A 17,716-nucleotide genomic window follows, 5' to 3' on the forward strand; every position below is an offset into this window, starting at 1 on the left:
ATCATATTTTACCAATTAATTAATAATAAGTAAATATCATGAATTGAAGGGAGAGAAAGACAAAAAAGCTGACGAGTAATGCTCATCAGCTTCTTTCTATTTAGGAATTCGAATCGTTAATTGGATATATTCCTCAAATTCTTCTTCCTCGGTATTTATTTTAAGTCCGCTGTCTTCTACCATGTGGAGAGACTGACGAATGGTATTCATCGCAATTCGCGTATCTCGGCTAAACGCCTTACGTTTCGGCTTCGGTTTGCGATCTGTTTTTTGTTCAAGCATCTTCACTACACGCTCTTCAGTCTGTTTCACATTCAGCTGCTTTTCGATGATTTCCTGCAACAGCGTGATCTGTAATTCTGGCAGCTTTAGAGGTACAAGTGAACGGGCATGCCTCTCAGAGATTTTTTTCTCCAAAATGGCTTGCTGTACCTCTTCAGGCAACTTTAAAAGTCTTAGTTTGTTTGCAACAGTCGATTGTCCCTTACCTAAACGCTGAGCAAGCGCTTCTTGCGTTAAATCATGAAGCTCTAAAAGACGTGCATAAGCATGAGCCTCTTCAATTGCAGACAGCTCTTCTCTTTGCAAATTTTCAATCAATGCCACAGATGCCGTTTCCGTATCAGTAAAATCTTTTATAATAGCGGGGATCTTCTCCCATTGAAGAGTTTGTACCGCTCTCCAACGTCTTTCGCCGGCGATCAGTTCATATTTTCCTTCTTCTTCTGTTGGTCTAACAACAATCGGTTGAATAATGCCATGGGTATGAATGGTTGTGGCCAGCTCTTGTATCTTTTCTTCTGAAAAAATGGTGCGTGGCTGAAAACGGTTAGGCATAATTGTGTCGACCGGGAGCTCCTGTATCTCTTCCTTTAATGTTTCATGCTCAGCAATCTCTGCCTCTATTTCGGTATCACGCTCAGGATGTTCTTTGTCACCAAGCCCGAAGAAGCGTGAGAGTGAATGCTTCATGAACCTACACCACCTTTAAAAACTACCTTTTTATAATTCTATTTTCTCATGTTTTTTCCTTCTGTAAAATCATAAATATTGAAGAAAAACCGACCTTTTACATGATCAACCCTCTATTGGCGATTTATTAGGTGTTCCTGGTTTTCTAGGATATTTTTTTGGTGTTTGTTTTTTCTTTTCAATGACAATGATGTTCCGTTCGCTTTCTTCTAAAGGAAGAACAAAGGAATGCTTTTCAACAACCTCTCCTCCGAGGACAGTAACGGCTTTTTTTCCTGCTTGCATCTCTTCATCTGCAGCAGATGCTTTTAATGCAACAAACAAACCTTCCTTTTTCACAAGAGGCAGGCATAGTTCGCTCAAGACAGATAAGCGCGCAACTGCTCTAGCGGTGACAAGGTCATAGCTTTCACGTTGATCTTTACGTTGTCCAAAGGTCTCCGCACGATCATGATAAAAAGTAGTATCTTGTAAGTTTAACCCTTTTGCTAACTCATTGAGAAACGTAATGCGTTTCTGGAGAGAATCAACAATGGTCACATGTAGATGAGGGAAACAAATTTTAAGAGGAATGCTTGGAAAACCAGCACCAGCTCCAATATCACAAATTGTTGTCACATTGTGAAAATCAATAAAAAATGCTGCTGATATCGAGTCATAAAAATGCTTTAAATATACTTCTTCCTTTTCTGTAATGGACGTTAAATTCATCTTCTCGTTCCATTCTACAAGCATATGGAAGTAAGTTTCAAATTGTTCAAGCTGCACTGGAGAAAGAGTGATCCCTTTCTCCTCTAGTGCTGCTGTAAATTGTTCAATGTTCATGCCGACATCCTTTCTACTCTGCTATCTTCGCAATACGTCCCTGCTCCAAATACACTAAAAGGATAGAAATATCAGCAGGGTTAACGCCTGAAATACGAGAAGCCTGTGCAACAGAAAGCGGTCGGACTTCTTTTAGCTTTTGCTTCGCTTCAGTTGCAATCCCTTTGATGGCATCATAATCGATTCGATCCGGAATCTTTTTGTTTTCCATCTTTTTCAGCTTTTCAACTTGTTGGAGCGACTTTTCAATATAACCTTCATATTTAATTTGAATCTCTACCTGTTCACACACATCAGCAGGAAGCTGTGTGTCAGCAGGAGCTAGTTTCACAACAGATTCATAGTTCATCTCTGGACGCTTCATCAGATCACTAGCGCGAATACCGTCCTTCAATTCACTTCCACCAAGAGAACGGATATATTCCTGTGTCTCTGCTGTAGGTTTAATAATGACAGAATATAAACGTTTTTTCTCTGCTTCAATAGCCTCTTTTTTCTGTGTGAATGCTTGGAATCTCTCTTCAGAAATTAAACCAATGTTATATCCAAGTTCCGTTAATCTTAAATCAGCATTGTCATGACGCAGAAGTAAGCGGTACTCTGCACGAGAAGTTAAAAGACGGTAAGGTTCATTTGTACCCTTCGTGACAAGATCATCAATGAGAACACCGATATATGCATCAGATCGGCTTAAAATGACTTCTTCTTTACCCAATGCTTTTCTTCCTGCATTGATACCTGCCATAATTCCTTGACCTGCAGCTTCCTCATAACCAGAGGTACCATTGATTTGGCCAGCTGTATATAATCCAGAAATTTTCTTCGTCTCAAGTGTCGGCCACAATTGTGTAGGCACAATCGCATCATACTCAATGGCATAACCCGCTCGCATCATTTGTACATTTTCAAGCCCTGGAATGGTTGACAGCATTCGCTGCTGTACATCCTCTGGCAGACTTGTAGATAAACCTTGAACATACACTTCTTGCGTATTACGGCCTTCTGGCTCTAAGAAAATTTGATGTCTCGGTTTATCATTAAAACGAACCACCTTATCCTCAATAGACGGGCAGTATCTAGGACCTGTTCCTTTAATCATACCTGAATACATAGGAGAACGGTGAAGATTCTCATCAATAATTTGATGAGTCTCTAAACTCGTGTATGTTAACCAGCATGGTAATTGATCTGTAATATATTCCACAGTTTCATAAGAAAACGCACGTGGTACATCGTCACCTGGTTGAATTTCCGTCTTACTATAATCAATCGAGTGGCTGTTTACTCGAGGTGGTGTCCCAGTTTTAAAGCGAACCAAATCGAATCCTAATTCTGCTAGATGATCCGATAATTTAATGGAAGGCTGCTGATTATTAGGACCGCTTGAATAAGAAAGATCCCCTAAAATAATGCGGCCTTTTAAGAAAGTACCAGTCGTTAGAACAACAGACTTCGCGCGATAATTTGCACCTGTTTGAGTCACAACACCTTTACATTCATCATCTTCTACAATTAAATGGTCTACCATCCCTTGCAGCATTGTTAGGTTTGGTTCATTTTCCATTGTTTTTTTCATTTCGTGCTGATATTGAAACTTATCTGCTTGCGCTCTTAACGCACGGACAGCAGGTCCTTTCCCAGTATTCAGCATACGCATTTGAATATGCGTCTTATCTATATTTCGTGCCATTTCTCCGCCTAGCGCATCAATTTCTCTGACGACAATCCCTTTAGCGGGACCTCCTACGGACGGATTACATGGCATAAAAGCAACCATATCGAGATTGATGGTCAATACAAGTGTTTTGGCGCCCTGTCTTGCAGAAGCAAGAGCAGCCTCAACACCAGCATGACCGGCACCGACGACGATTACATCATATTGGCCAGCTTCATAACCCATTTCTTTTGTTCCTCCCTTTACTTTCCTAAACAGAATTGAGAGAATAACTGATCAATTAAGCTTTCATGAACAGCATCCCCAATAATTTCACCTAGCTGCTCCCAACAGCGTGTTAAATCTATTTGAACAATGTCGATCGGTACATCCATTTCAATTCCTTCTAGAGCATCCTCAATCGATTGTTTTGCTTCTTGAAGGAGCGCAATATGCCTAGTATTGCTTACATATGTTAAATCTCCACTTTCAATTGAGCCAGTGAAGAATAAAGATTGAATGGCCATTTCAAGCTCATCAATCCCTTTTTCTTGTAATAAAGATGTTGTCACGACTGGACGATCTTTCGCTAACTCTTTTACTTTTTCTACATCAAGTTTAGGCTCAAGATCAGTCTTATTGACAATCACAATAATATCCATACCCGAGACAGCCTCAAATAGCTTAATATCTTCCTCAGATAACTCTTCACTATAATTGAGCACAAGTAAAATCAGGTCAGCTTCTTTTAAGACCTGTCTTGATCTTTCGACCCCAATACGCTCAACAATGTCTTCAGTCTCACGTATACCTGCAGTATCTACTAAACGGAGCGGTACTCCTCTTACATTCACATATTCCTCGATGACATCTCTAGTTGTACCAGGAATATCGGTCACAATCGCCTTTGTTTCCTGAACAAGACTATTTAATAAGGAAGACTTCCCAACATTTGGCCTTCCAATAATAACAGTAGATAATCCCTCACGAAGGATTTTCCCCTGCTGTGAAGTCGTTAGAAGCGATTCAATTTCCTTTTTCACAGATGTCGCCTTTTCAACTAAGACTCGATGTGTCATTTCTTCCACATCGTCATACTCTGGATAATCAATATTCACTTCTACATGGGCAAGTGTCTCCAATATCTCACCACGAAGACGTTTAATCAAACCGGAGAGACGTCCCTCCATTTGAGTCATTGCGACATTCATCGCACGGTCAGTTTTTGCACGAATCAAGTCCATGACGGCTTCTGCTTGTGACAAGTCGATTCTTCCATTTAGGAAAGCACGTTTTGTAAACTCACCTGGCTCCGCTAATCTCGCTCCTTCTTTTAAAGCAAGCTGCAAGACTTTATTGACCGTGACAATTCCGCCATGGCAGTTGATCTCAATAACGTCTTCTCTCGTAAATGTTTTTGGCGCTCTTAATACAGACACCATGACCTCTTCTATCACTTGCTCGGTACTTGAATCTACAATATGACCATAATGAATTGTATGAGAATCCACTGATACAAGTTTTTTCTCCTTAGGCCCCTTATACATGCGATCAGCAATCTGAACTGCATCAGGCCCGCTTAAACGTATAATGGCAATTGCCCCTTCACCCATTGGTGTAGAAATTGCTGCAATTGTATCCACCGCTCATTCACCTCTTTCTCTATTCAATAGACAGTCTTATATCTATTAAATGGACGTTGTCCATCTCTATATCAAAAACGCTTAATCCAAAATTTAAAGATACCATAAATGCATGCGAAGCGAAAGTAGCCCACATTTAATTATCCACAGTTTTGCACCCTGTCTATTTTAACACTTAACTTATCCACATGTGAATAACGACGTTCTAAACTTGTCTTCACATCTTACACCTAAATCCAATAAATTAAAACGCCCTTCTCCCTTTGCAACTAAGGGAAAATGACGTTTTCGATCTAAATAACACACTAACTTTTTAGAAATAAAGGAGGAATCTACTATTAAAAGTTAATTTTTCAATAAAAAAAGACTAAAATCCAGCTTTGCTGAATCTTAGCCTTTCTGCTATTTTTTATACATCACCACAACATGACGCTTGCTGCCTGTATCTTCGGATGCCGTGGCAAGTTCTTTAGAAAATGCTGCAATCGTATCATGAACGACTTTTCGTTCATTCGAAGGCATCGGTTCTAAATGAACCTTTCTCTTCGTTTTTAAAACACGATTTGCCGTTTTGATTGCGTATTGTTCAAGTGCTTCTTGTCGTTTCTTCCTATAATCTCCAATATCAATTGTAATATGATGATACTGATCAGAATAACGATTAAACACTAACTGCACCAAGGTTTCTAAAGAGTACAGTGTTTGTCCTCTTTTTCCAATCATTAATGAAGTTTTGTCTCCATCAATGTGAAAAGAGATCTTTTTCGTTTCTTTTTTCGAAACAATGTTTGCTTTAGGATCAATTGATTTAACAATTTTATCTAAATACTGTGTTGCTAATTTGAGCGCATCTCGCTTTTCTACTAACTTGACAACAGCTTGTCTTTTACCAAATAATCCTAAAAACCCTTTGTTTCCTTCATCTACTATTGTGATATCTACTTCTTCTTGTAGTAGTTGAATTTGTTTCAGTCCGGAATCTACTGCTTCTTCGACTGTGCGACCGACAGCAGTTATTTCCTTCATTTTTTGTTCCCGCCAGCTTTTTCTTTTGTATCAACTTTTACTTGAGGTGTTTTAATGACCAACGTTTGAATGATCATGAAAATGTTACCTACAACCCAGTACAGTGAAAGTGCCGCTGGGAAACTGATTGCAAATACAATAATCATAATTGGCATCACCCAAAGCATAATCGCCATTTGAGGGTTGTCCGAAGGATTTCCAGCCATCATTAGCTTCTGCTGAATAAAAGTAGCTACACCTGCAATAATCGGTAGCAGGAATAATGGATCTGGACTGCCTAAGTCAAACCATAAGAAAGTATGCTTCTTGATTTCAGCTGTTCTCATGATCGCATGATAAAAACCAATTAAGATTGGCATTTGAATTAAGATTGGGAAACACCCTGCTAATGGATTTACACCATTCTTTTGGAAAAGAGCCATTGTTTCCTGTTGAAGCTGCTGCTGTGTTTTCTGGTCTTTTGAGCTATATTTTTCACGAAGTTTCTTTAGTTCTGGCTGAAGTGCTTGCATTGCTTTTGTACTTCTTAACTGTTTAATCATTAATGGTAAAATGAGCAAACGAATCAAAAGAGTTACAATAATAATCGCTACACCATAGTTTTCACCAGTTAAGTTTGCCATGTAAGTGATTAATTGAGATAGCGGGTATACAATGTAAGAATTCCAGAATCCCTTACTATCTGATGTGATTGGTTCATTGATTTGTGTACATCCTGCCAATAGAACCAACACGCCAATCAAGCTAAATATTAGTAATAATCGCCTTTTCAACAAGATTCCTCCCATTACTTCAAACTTTATTTAAGTTGGAATTGATTACGAAAGTGACTCACCTAATCAGTATGGTAACATTTTTTCATTACAAAGTGGTGGTTTCATTTTAATTCACTAGATGAAGGAAGCGCTTTTAAAAATTGATTCAACGAAAGTTTCTATTACGAAGACTTTTTCGGTTGTTGTTGATAAACAGCGGATTTTCTAAATAAATGCTGGAGAGACTTCTTTGTTTCTTCAAAGGTCAATTCGCTTGCTGGTTTTCGTGCGATAACAATGTAGTCTTTTTCTTGCTTTAGCCTATGACCTTCCTCTAAGAACACCTGACGGATCAGTCGTTTAATCCGGTTTCTTATCACTGCATTACCTATCTTCTTACTGACAGACAATCCTAAACGAAGTTCTTCTTGATTTGGTTGGTCCAGCTGATAAATGACGAATTGGCGATTAGCCATTGATTGACCTTTTTTGAACACTGTTTGAAACTCTTCATTTTTTTTTAGCCTGTTTCGCTTCTTCATGTTTTCTTCCACTCCGATAAAAACTGACAGTTCATTTACGATTTTATGTAAAAAAGACCACTGACATTATTCAGTGGCCTAAGCTGATAATTTTTTTCTACCTTTGCTGCGGCGTCGCTTTAAAACTAGACGTCCGTTTTTAGAACTCATACGGCTGCGGAAGCCATGAACTTTACTACGCTTACGGTTATTTGGTTGAAACGTTCTTTTCATTTATGACACCTCCCTGAGGAATAGCTGTTTAAGACAGTCTAACTCATTATATTTGTGTAACCCATCGATTGTCAATATCAATGATAAAACTCTTATTATCAACCTTATAAGCATAACACAAGTTATCAAGTGAAGAAACCTTCTTTTTTAGTTTCCAGCATTTTATTCTTTTTTTCCTTCAAAAAAACCTTCAAAACAAGGTTGTGGATATTTTTCCGGCATATTTTGACTATCCACATCCATTATCGACATTTTTTTCACACAAATAACCTATGTGGATAATTATTTTTCAACAGGATGTAAAGTGTGTGGATAAGTTTGTGACACCCATTGCACCATCTTGTTTATTTTGATATTATATTTGTGTTTTAACTCTTAATTACTTATCTGGCCTATTTATCTTATCCACAATTTGTGGATAACCTGTGGAAAGTTATTACACAGCTTGTTGAATTGTTTATCCACAACCTGTGTAATTTGTCGAAAAGACGTTTTTCTACTATATTAATTGTTTTCAACAAAGTATGTGCACGAATGGTGATGACCATTTGCTCTTTTTCGTGTTCTATAACAGTTTGATACTGGTCATTTTAAAAAGAAAAGGAGGGGGGAGAAGCCTTATGGAAAATATTTTGGATCTGTGGAATAAAGCACTTCAAAAAATAGAGACAAAATTGAGCAAACCTAGTTTTGAAACATGGATGAAGTCCACTAAAGCCCATTCTCTTCAAGGAGATACGCTGACTATTACTGCACCTAATGAATTTGCAAGAGACTGGCTCGAGTCAAGATACCTTCACTTAATTGCAGATACCATCTATGAACTGACAGGCGAAGAGCTCAGCATCAAATTTATTATTCCTCAAAATCAGGACGAAGAGGAAGCCATGCCAAAATCTCCAATCAAAAAAATGTCGAAAGAAGAACCCGTTGAAATTCCACAAAATATGCTGAATCCAAAATATACATTTGATACTTTTGTTATTGGTTCAGGCAACCGTTTTGCTCATGCCGCTTCACTTGCAGTCGCAGAAGCACCAGCAAAAGCATATAACCCGCTTTTTATTTATGGGGGCGTTGGTTTAGGAAAGACTCACTTAATGCATGCGATCGGTCATTACGTCATCGACCATAATCCATCAGCCAAAGTGGTCTATCTATCATCTGAAAAATTCACAAATGAATTTATCAACTCAATCCGGGACAACAAAGCAGTCGATTTCCGTAATCGCTATCGGAATGTAGATGTGCTTTTGATAGATGATATTCAATTTTTAGCAGGAAAAGAACAAACACAAGAAGAGTTTTTCCATACATTCAACACACTTCACGAAGAAAGTAAGCAAATCGTCATTTCTAGTGACCGTCCGCCAAAGGAAATTCCGACACTTGAAGACAGATTACGCTCTCGATTCGAATGGGGCTTAATTACAGACATTACCCCGCCAGATCTAGAAACGCGTATTGCGATCTTACGTAAAAAAGCAAAAGCAGAAGGTTTAGACATTCCGAATGAAGTCATGCTTTATATTGCCAATCAAATCGACAGCAACATTCGGGAACTGGAAGGTGCTTTGATTCGTGTTGTTGCTTACTCTTCTTTAATCAATAAAGACATCAATGCTGATCTAGCAGCTGAAGCCCTAAAGGACATCATTCCTTCATCGAAACCTAAGGTGATTACAATTAAAGATATTCAAAGAATTGTAGGGCAGCAATTTAATATTCGATTAGAAGATTTCAAAGCGAAGAAACGTACGAAATCAGTTGCTTATCCAAGACAAATTGCGATGTATCTCTCTAGAGAAATGACAGATTCCTCTCTACCTAAAATCGGAGAAGAATTTGGCGGACGAGATCATACGACCGTCATTCATGCTCATGAGAAAATTTCAAAATTAATCGTTGAAGATGAACAGCTTCAGCAGCATGTCAAAGAGATCAAAGAACAACTAAAATAATCAAGCTGATAAGATAAGTACGGGAAAATGTGAATAACTAGAGCATAGTCATACACAGTCTGTCCACATGTGGATAGGCTGTCTTTCCTTTCTTTCTACTGACTTATCCACATATTCACAAGCCCTACTAGTACTTCTACGATTTTTATTAAATAAATATATATACATGTCATTAAGAAAAATTAGGAGGACCACTATGAAATTCACGATTCAAAAAGATCGTCTTGTTGAAAGTGTCCAAGATGTATTAAAGGCCGTATCCTCTAGAACAACGATTCCTATTTTGACAGGGATTAAAATTGTTGCATCTGACGAAGGGGTTTCTCTCACAGGGAGCGATTCTGATATCTCAATCGAATCTTTTATTCCTCAAAGAGATGGAGATTTAGAAGTCATTACAATTGATCGACCAGGAAGTATTGTGCTGCAAGCCCGCTTCTTTAGCGAAATCGTTAAGAAACTGCCTATGTCTACTGTCGAAATTGAGGTAGAACAAAATCATCTGACCATCATCCGCTCTGGTTCAGCAGAATTTAATTTAAACGGCTTAGATGCTGAAGAATATCCGCATCTGCCACAAATTGAAGAGCATCATGCTTTTCAAATTCCAACAGATTTGCTTAAAAACCTTATCCGTCAAACGGTTTTCGCAGTGTCCACCTCAGAAACACGACCTATCTTGACAGGTGTAAACTGGAAGGTTGAAAAAGGTGAATTAATATGCACAGCAACGGATAGTCATCGTCTTGCTTTAAGAAAAGCGAAGTTGGATATTAACGAGGAAAGCTCGTACAATGTGGTCATTCCTGGAAAGAGTTTAACAGAGCTAAGTAAAATTCTTGATGATGGACAAGATCTTGTGAGCATCGTCATTACGGAGACACAGGTTCTCTTTAAAGCACAGAACGTGCTGTTCTTCTCAAGATTGCTGGATGGTAATTACCCAGATACAGCTCGCCTCATTCCGCAAGAAAGTAAAACGGATGTAGTGGTGAATACGAAAGAATTCCTTCAAGCGATTGATCGCGCGTCACTTTTAGCAAGAGAAGGGCGTAACAACGTTGTGAAGCTTTCTGCTGATCCTGCGCAAAGCCTTGAAATTTCTTCTAATTCGCCTGAAATCGGTAAAGTAGTTGAAACGGTGCAAGCAGATGACATTAAAGGGGAGGATCTCAAAATCTCTTTCAGTCCGAAATATATGCTTGATGCTTTAAAAGTATTAGAGGGAACAGAGATTCATGTCAGTTTCACTGGCGCAATGAGACCATTCCTATTACGCACGCCAAATGATGATTCCATTTTGCAATTGATTCTTCCAGTTAGAACGTATTAATTTGGTCTAAAATGGCTGCTGTGTGAGCGCACAGCAGCTTTTTTCCTCATTTCCTCAGCTTTCTTTCATCCCAGTTCGCTTTCCCCCTTTCCTTCTTGTCTTGTTTTTTAGTACAATTAGATATTAGTGATATTGAAAGAGGTCGATACAATGCCTAATCTGATAACGATTGAAACAGAAATGATTACATTAGGGCAGTTTTTGAAATTAGCCGAAGTCATTCAATCTGGTGGAATGGCGAAGTGGTTTTTAAGTGAACATGAGGTGTTCATCAATCAAGAGCCAGATAATAGACGGGGACGCAAATTATACCCAGGTGATGTTGTCGAGATAGAAGGTCACGGCACATTTCAAGTTGTGAATTAGAAACGGGTGACAATACATGTACATTCAAAGTCTGGCGTTAACTTCATACCGAAACTATGAACACACCGAGCTTCAATTCGACAATAAGGTGAATGTGATGATTGGTGAGAACGCCCAAGGTAAAACGAACCTGATGGAAGCGATCTATGTATTGTCGATGGCAAAGTCTCATCGTACGTCAAATGATAAAGAACTTATCCGATGGGACGAAGACTATGCTAAAATAGAAGGTAGAGTCATCAAAAAAAATGGTCCACTCCCCATGCAGCTCGTGATCTCAAAAAAAGGAAAAAAGGGCAAGGTCAATCACATTGAACAACAGAAACTCAGTCATTATGTTGGTGCCTTGAACACCATCATGTTTGCACCAGAGGATCTCAGCCTTGTGAAAGGTAGCCCGCAAATCCGCAGAAGATTCCTCGACATGGAGATTGGACAAGTGTCTGCTGTCTACTTGCATGATTTATCGCTCTATCAAAAAATCCTCACTCAGCGAAATCATTACTTGAAACAATTGCAAACAAGAAAGCAAACGGATCAAGCGATGCTGGAGATTTTAACAGAGCAGTTGATTGATGCGGCAGCGAAGGTTGTCAAAAGACGACTGACTTTTACGAAACAGCTCGAAAAATGGGCGCAGCCGCTGCATTTTGGGATTTCAAGAGAGCTGGAAACGCTCACGCTCCAATACCAGACGGCCATAGAGGTATCAGAAGCGTCAGACTTGTCGAAAATAAAAAATAGCTATGAAGAATCGTTTCAGAAACTAAGAGACAGAGAAATAGACCGAGGGGTGACGCTATGGGGGCCTCACAGAGATGATCTTCTTTTCTTTGTGAATGGTCGGGATGTTCAGACATATGGCTCTCAAGGGCAGCAAAGAACAACAGCTCTTTCACTAAAGCTGGCAGAAATTGATCTGATTCATGAAGAAATCGGTGAATACCCAATTCTTCTACTCGATGATGTTTTATCTGAACTTGATGATTACAGACAGTCTCATTTGCTCCATACCATTCAGGGACGTGTACAGACCTTTGTCACCACTACGAGTGTTGAAGGCATCGACCACGCCACCCTGAAAGAAGCGGAAATTTTCAGAGTAGCCAGTGGAAAAGTAATTGACTGATAAATGAGGTGTGAGTCTTGTATATTCATTTAGGTGATGATTGTGTTGTTTCTACACGAGAGATTGTCGCAATTGTTGATTACAAAATGAGGTCATCTTCTGTTGTAGAGGAATTTCTTCAAAAACAAGAAGAACAAATCATTTCGTTGTCACAAGGGACACCCAAATCCATCGTCGTCACAACTGAATCCGTGTATTACTCTCCTCTTTCCTCAAGCACGCTCAAAAAACGTGCTTCATTTGTGATTGAAATTGAAGTCTAAAAGCTCAATTCATATAAATATATCGTTTAAGAAAAGTGTAGGTGAATGTACGTGGCAATGGAACAGCAACATAATAGTTATGATGAAAATCAGATACAGGTGCTCGAAGGACTAGAAGCGGTTAGAAAACGTCCAGGAATGTACATTGGGTCAACCAGTGCAAAAGGACTTCACCATCTTGTATGGGAAATTGTCGACAACAGTATTGATGAGGCTTTAGCTGGTTATTGTACAGACATTACAGTGCAAATTGAAAAAGATAATAGCATCACAGTGAAAGATAACGGCCGCGGAATTCCTGTTGGGATTCACGAAAAAATGGGACGTCCTGCTGTAGAAGTCATTATGACGGTTCTTCACGCTGGTGGTAAATTTGACGGCAGCGGTTATAAAGTATCTGGCGGTCTGCATGGTGTAGGGGCATCTGTTGTTAATGCGTTATCTACGACCTTAGACGTGACCGTATATCGTGATGGGAAAATTCATTATCAACAATTCAAACGCGGTGTTCCAGTTGGAGATTTAGAGGTCATTGGTGAAACAGATGTAACAGGGACAACCACTCATTTTGTGCCAGATCCAGAAATTTTCACTGAAACCATTGAATTTGATTACGACACACTTGCTAACCGTGTACGTGAGTTAGCTTTCTTAACAAAAGGCGTCAACATCATCATTGAAGACTTACGTGAAGGCAAAGAGCGAAGAAACGAATACTGCTATGAAGGCGGTATTAAGAGCTATGTAGAACATTTGAATCGCTCGAAGGAAGTCGTTCATGAAGAACCAGTTTACATCGAGGGTGAAAAAGACGGAATCACCGTTGAAGTTGCACTGCAATACAACGATTCCTATACAAGCAATATTTATTCTTTCGCCAATAACATCAACACATATGAAGGTGGATCACACGAAGCTGGCTTTAAAACCGGTCTGACGCGTGTCATCAATGATTATGCTCGTAAAAATGGCGTATTCAAAGATGGTGACTCGAATTTGAGCGGAGAAGATGTACGAGAAGGCTTAACAGCCATTATCTCTATCAAACATCCAGACCCTCAGTTCGAAGGACAAACGAAGACAAAGCTCGGTAACTCAGAAGCAAGAACCATTACCGACTCCCTCTTCTCCGAAGCACTTGAGAAATTCCTCTTAGAGAACCCTGATGCTGCAAAGAAAATTGTGGAGAAAGGTGTGATGGCAGCTCGTGCAAGAATGGCTGCCAAAAAGGCACGTGAGCTGACAAGACGTAAAAGTGCACTGGAAGTCTCTAGCTTGCCTGGGAAACTGGCAGACTGTTCTTCTAAAGATCCTTCCATCTCTGAGCTTTATATCGTAGAGGGAGATTCTGCGGGCGGATCTGCTAAACAAGGTCGTGATCGACATTTCCAAGCGATCTTACCGTTAAGAGGGAAGATCCTAAACGTTGAAAAAGCCCGACTAGATAAAATTTTATCCAACAACGAGGTTCGTTCAATGATTACAGCGCTAGGGACTGGAATCGGAGAAGACTTCACTTTAGAGAAAGCACGTTATCACAAAATTGTGATCATGACTGATGCTGATGTTGATGGAGCGCATATACGGACGCTACTCCTAACATTCTTCTATCGCTACATGCGTGAAATTATTGAAAATGGTTATGTGTATATTGCACAGCCGCCTTTATATAAAGTGCAGCAAGGAAAACGTGTTGAATACGTGTATAACGATAAACAGCTAGATGAACTGTTAAAAACACTGCCTCAAACACCGAAACCTGGACTTCAGCGTTATAAAGGTCTTGGAGAGATGAATGCTACTCAGCTTTGGGAAACAACAATGGATCCTGATGCGAGAACACTTCTTCAAGTGACACTTGAGGATGCAATCGATGCTGATGAGACTTTTGAAATGCTAATGGGAGATAAAGTAGAGCCGAGACGTAACTTTATCGAAGAAAATGCACAATACGTAAAAAATCTTGATATTTAGATAGGTATCCCCCTTGAGAGCAACCTTATTTCTTGTTTGGAATAAGGTTGTTTTTCAAGAAACAGGGGCGTGAAACGAATGTCCTGGTTTTCTGCGTTTCGTTGATTTTCTAGTAAATAAATGTGTATAAAGGCAAGATTATTGATATAATGGAGAATAGTCTTGTGAAGATAAATACATATTTTACTCCCACATAATTTATTTCATGTGATACGTAAAGGGAGGTTCTTATAGTGAGTGAACAACATACACCAAATGTACGCGAAGTGAATATTAGCCATGAAATGCGTACGTCCTTTTTAGATTATGCAATGAGTGTTATTGTTTCGCGTGCATTACCAGATGTGCGAGACGGATTGAAGCCCGTGCATCGAAGAATTTTGTATGCGATGAATGACCTAGGTATGACAAGTGATAAACCATTTAAGAAATCTGCACGTATCGTTGGGGAAGTTATCGGTAAGTACCACCCTCACGGTGATAGCGCTGTATATGAAGCGATGGTTCGGATGGCGCAAGATTTCAACTATCGTAATATGCTGGTTGAAGGGCACGGGAACTTTGGTTCTGTCGATGGAGACGGTGCAGCAGCCATGCGTTATACCGAGGCACGTCTTTCTAAAATTTCGATGGAGATCCTGCGTGATATCACAAAGGACACCATTGATTATCAAGATAACTACGATGGCAGTGAAAGAGAGCCAGTCGTTATGCCTGCTAGGTTCCCGAACTTATTAGTGAACGGGGCAACTGGAATCGCTGTAGGGATGGCAACGAATATCCCGCCTCACCAACTAGGTGAAGTGATTGATGGGGTATTGGCAATTAGTCAAAATCCTGAAATGACGACACAGGAACTAATGGACATCATTCCAGGTCCAGACTTCCCAACTGCGGGACAAATCATTGGCCGAAGTGGTATTCGTAAAGCGTATGAAACAGGACGAGGCTCTATTACATTACGTGCAAAGTCAAATATCGAAGAAACATCTAGTGGTAAGCAGCGCATTGTCATCAACGAGATTCCTTATCAGGTTAACAAAGCTCGTTTGATCGAAAAAATCGCTGATCTTGTCCGTGATAAAAAGATTGATGGCATTACAGATCTTCGTGATGAATCTGACCGTAATGGAATGAGAATTGTCATTGAACTACGAAGAGACGCAAACGTCCATGTTCTATTAAACAATCTTTATAAACAAACGACACTTCAAACGTCCTTCGGTATTAACTTGCTTGCACTTGTTGATGGACAGCCGAAAGTGTTGTCTCTCAAACAATGTCTCGAATATTACCTTGAGCATCAGAAAGTGATCATTCGTCGAAGAACGGCGTATGAATTGCGTAAAGCGGAAGCAAGAGCTCATATTTTAGAAGGCTTAAGAATTGCGCTTGATTACTTAGATGAGGTCATTGCCTTAATTAGAGGCTCTCAAACTGCTGAAATTGCAAGAAATGGTTTGATGGAAAACTATAGCTTGTCTGAAAAACAAGCACAGGCCATTCTCGATATGCGACTCCAGCGTTTGACTGGTTTAGAAAGAGAGAAAATAGAAGATGAATACAAAGGGCTTGTTGACTTGATTGCTGAATTGAAAGCCATTCTAGCAGACAATGAGAAAGTTCTAGAAATCATTAGAGAAGAATTAACAGAAATCAAAGAACGCTTCAATGATACGCGCCGCACAGAAATTGTGACAGCGGGTATAGAAACAATCGAAGACGAAGATTTGATTCCTGTTGAAAATATTGTGATCACACTGACTCATAATGGTTATATTAAGCGCCTGCCTGCATCAACATACCGCAGTCAAAAAAGAGGCGGTAAAGGTGTACAAGGAATGGGAACCAACGAAGATGATTTCGTTGAACAGCTGATCTCAACATCTACGCACGATACGATTCTCTTCTTCTCTAATAAAGGGAAGGTTTATCGAGCGAAGGGCTATGAGATCCCTGAATTCGGACGAACAGCGAAAGGGATTCCGATTATTAACCTTCTTGAAGTAGAAAAGGGAGAGTGGATAAACGCCATTATTCCAGTCAGCGAATTTGATGAAGATTCGTATCTCTTCTTTACAACAAGACACGGTGTATCGAAACGAACGTCATTGTCTCAATTTGCAAACATCCGAAACAATGGTTTGATTGCACTCAGCCTGCGTGATGAAGATGAATTGATGGCTGTTCGTTTAACCAATGGTGAAAAACAAATCATCATCGGAACGAAAAAAGGAATGCTCATTCGTTTCGACGAGACAGATGTTCGTGAAATGGGACGTACAGCAGCTGGAGTTAAAGGGATCACACTTTCTGAGGATGACATCGTCGTTGGAATGGAAATCCTTGAGCCAGATGCAAACGTATTGATCGTAACTGAAAAAGGTTATGGTAAATTAACGCCTGAAAAAGAATATCGTGTCCAAAGCCGTGGTGGTAAAGGTCTGAAAACATGCAAGATCACTGACAACAACGGTCCGCTTGTTGCAGTGAAGGCGACTAACGCTGAAGCTGAAGAAGACTTGATGATTATTACAGGTAGTGGTGTCATCATCCGTATGGCTGTTTCAGATATCTCCACAACAGGCCGAGTCACTCAAGGTGTCCGCCTGATCCGTCTAGGTGATGATGAACATGTCGCTACAGTGGCATTAGTAGAACAATCACCAGAAGACGATGAAGAGAATAGTGAAGAAAACGTAGAAAATGTAGAGTCAGATCAAGAGCAATCTGAGTAAAGATAAAGCCGGTTTTTCACCGGCTTTATTTTTTTTTGAAAAAACATGATTTTTTTTGAAGTTTATAATGCTTTTTTCATAGATATGTGTTAATCTTTCAAAGGAGCAAAAAGAGGCTCTATTTTTTATCTCTTTCATAACAAAAACTTCTTAAAAAAATAAAATGTTTTTCAAGAAAAATGTTGACTATTGATAGAGATATATGATATATTTAAGTGGTCGCTTTGAGAGAGTGACAAACAAGTTCTTTGAAAACTAAACAAGACAAAACGTACCTGTTAATTCGAGTTTTTATAAAAAAATCCTATGATACATCATAGGT

15 protein-coding genes are annotated in these 17,716 nt (G+C 39.5%); 7 read left to right on the top strand and 8 right to left on the bottom strand.

The features are described from left to right. Nucleotides 1-96: 96 nt before the first annotated feature. From noc to rpmH, 8 genes are all read right to left on the bottom strand, one after another. Nucleotides 97-972 (bottom strand): nucleoid occlusion protein, encoded by an 876-nt coding sequence (gene noc / locus KVT11_RS19010; protein ID WP_024718432.1) that lies wholly within the window; start codon nucleotides 970-972, stop codon nucleotides 97-99. Between the two features lie 105 nt (nucleotides 973-1,077). Continuing rightward, nucleotides 1,078-1,797 carry a 16S rRNA (guanine(527)-N(7))-methyltransferase RsmG gene (gene rsmG / locus KVT11_RS19015; RefSeq protein ID WP_007497477.1) on the bottom strand — a complete coding sequence of 240 codons (720 nt, stop codon included), beginning with the start codon at nucleotides 1,795-1,797 and terminating at the stop codon, nucleotides 1,078-1,080. 13 nt (nucleotides 1,798-1,810) lie between these two features. Beyond that, nucleotides 1,811-3,697, bottom strand: coding sequence for a tRNA uridine-5-carboxymethylaminomethyl(34) synthesis enzyme MnmG (mnmG, locus tag KVT11_RS19020; protein ID WP_017359869.1), 1,887 nt, complete (start codon nucleotides 3,695-3,697; stop codon nucleotides 1,811-1,813). 17 nt (nucleotides 3,698-3,714) lie between these two features. Further along, complete coding sequence (gene mnmE / locus KVT11_RS19025; RefSeq protein ID WP_017359868.1) at nucleotides 3,715-5,094, bottom strand: tRNA uridine-5-carboxymethylaminomethyl(34) synthesis GTPase MnmE; 1,380 nt, start codon at nucleotides 5,092-5,094, stop codon at nucleotides 3,715-3,717. A gap of 402 nt (nucleotides 5,095-5,496) precedes the next feature. Then, entirely contained in the window at nucleotides 5,497-6,120 is a 624-nt protein-coding gene (gene jag / locus KVT11_RS19030; RefSeq protein WP_035390148.1) for an RNA-binding cell elongation regulator Jag/EloR, read from the bottom strand. After that, nucleotides 6,117-6,899 carry a YidC family membrane integrase SpoIIIJ gene (gene spoIIIJ, locus KVT11_RS19035; protein ID WP_089374159.1) on the bottom strand — a complete coding sequence of 261 codons (783 nt, stop codon included), beginning with the start codon at nucleotides 6,897-6,899 and terminating at the stop codon, nucleotides 6,117-6,119. The genes jag and spoIIIJ overlap by 4 nt, the downstream gene beginning before the upstream one ends. A 158-nt stretch (nucleotides 6,900-7,057) precedes the next feature. Then, nucleotides 7,058-7,417: a ribonuclease P protein component gene (gene rnpA, locus KVT11_RS19040; protein ID WP_116306615.1), complete on the bottom strand. Its 360-nt coding sequence runs from the start codon at nucleotides 7,415-7,417 to the stop codon at nucleotides 7,058-7,060. Nucleotides 7,418-7,495: 78 nt separating this feature from the next. Beyond that, nucleotides 7,496-7,630 carry a 50S ribosomal protein L34 gene (gene rpmH, locus KVT11_RS19045; RefSeq protein ID WP_008360908.1) on the bottom strand — a complete coding sequence of 45 codons (135 nt, stop codon included), beginning with the start codon at nucleotides 7,628-7,630 and terminating at the stop codon, nucleotides 7,496-7,498. A 620-nt stretch (nucleotides 7,631-8,250) separates the two neighbouring features. On the opposite strand from rpmH, the gene dnaA reads away from it, so the two are divergent. The 7 genes from dnaA (at nucleotide 8,251) to gyrA (ending at nucleotide 17,394) form a co-directional block, all read left to right on the top strand. Continuing rightward, entirely contained in the window at nucleotides 8,251-9,591 is a 1,341-nt protein-coding gene (gene dnaA, locus KVT11_RS19050) for a chromosomal replication initiator protein DnaA (protein ID WP_008347594.1), read from the top strand. Between the two features lie 196 nt (nucleotides 9,592-9,787). Further along, nucleotides 9,788-10,924 (top strand): DNA polymerase III subunit beta, encoded by a 1,137-nt coding sequence (dnaN, locus tag KVT11_RS19055; protein ID WP_008347596.1) that lies wholly within the window; start codon nucleotides 9,788-9,790, stop codon nucleotides 10,922-10,924. A 150-nt stretch (nucleotides 10,925-11,074) separates the two neighbouring features. Beyond that, entirely contained in the window at nucleotides 11,075-11,290 is a 216-nt protein-coding gene (gene yaaA, locus KVT11_RS19060; protein ID WP_008347598.1) for a S4 domain-containing protein YaaA, read from the top strand. Nucleotides 11,291-11,306: 16 nt separating this feature from the next. Beyond that, nucleotides 11,307-12,419, top strand: coding sequence for a DNA replication/repair protein RecF (gene recF / locus KVT11_RS19065; protein ID WP_007497487.1), 1,113 nt, complete (start codon nucleotides 11,307-11,309; stop codon nucleotides 12,417-12,419). Between the two features lie 17 nt (nucleotides 12,420-12,436). Next, the gene (remB, locus tag KVT11_RS19070; RefSeq protein WP_008360920.1) at nucleotides 12,437-12,682 is read left to right on the top strand and encodes an extracellular matrix regulator RemB; all 246 of its coding nucleotides are present in this window, start codon (nucleotides 12,437-12,439) and stop codon (nucleotides 12,680-12,682) included. A gap of 57 nt (nucleotides 12,683-12,739) precedes the next feature. Further along, nucleotides 12,740-14,656 carry a DNA topoisomerase (ATP-hydrolyzing) subunit B gene (gyrB, locus tag KVT11_RS19075; protein ID WP_026050185.1) on the top strand — a complete coding sequence of 639 codons (1,917 nt, stop codon included), beginning with the start codon at nucleotides 12,740-12,742 and terminating at the stop codon, nucleotides 14,654-14,656. A gap of 233 nt (nucleotides 14,657-14,889) precedes the next feature. Further along, entirely contained in the window at nucleotides 14,890-17,394 is a 2,505-nt protein-coding gene (gyrA, locus tag KVT11_RS19080) for a DNA gyrase subunit A (RefSeq protein ID WP_210552280.1), read from the top strand. The last annotated feature ends 322 nt before the right edge of the window (nucleotides 17,395-17,716 follow it).

Origin of the sequence: Bacillus sp. GbtcB10, from assembly GCF_019091365.1 — a bacterium.
In the GTDB taxonomy this organism is placed as follows: domain Bacteria; phylum Bacillota; class Bacilli; order Bacillales; family Bacillaceae; genus Bacillus; species Bacillus altitudinis.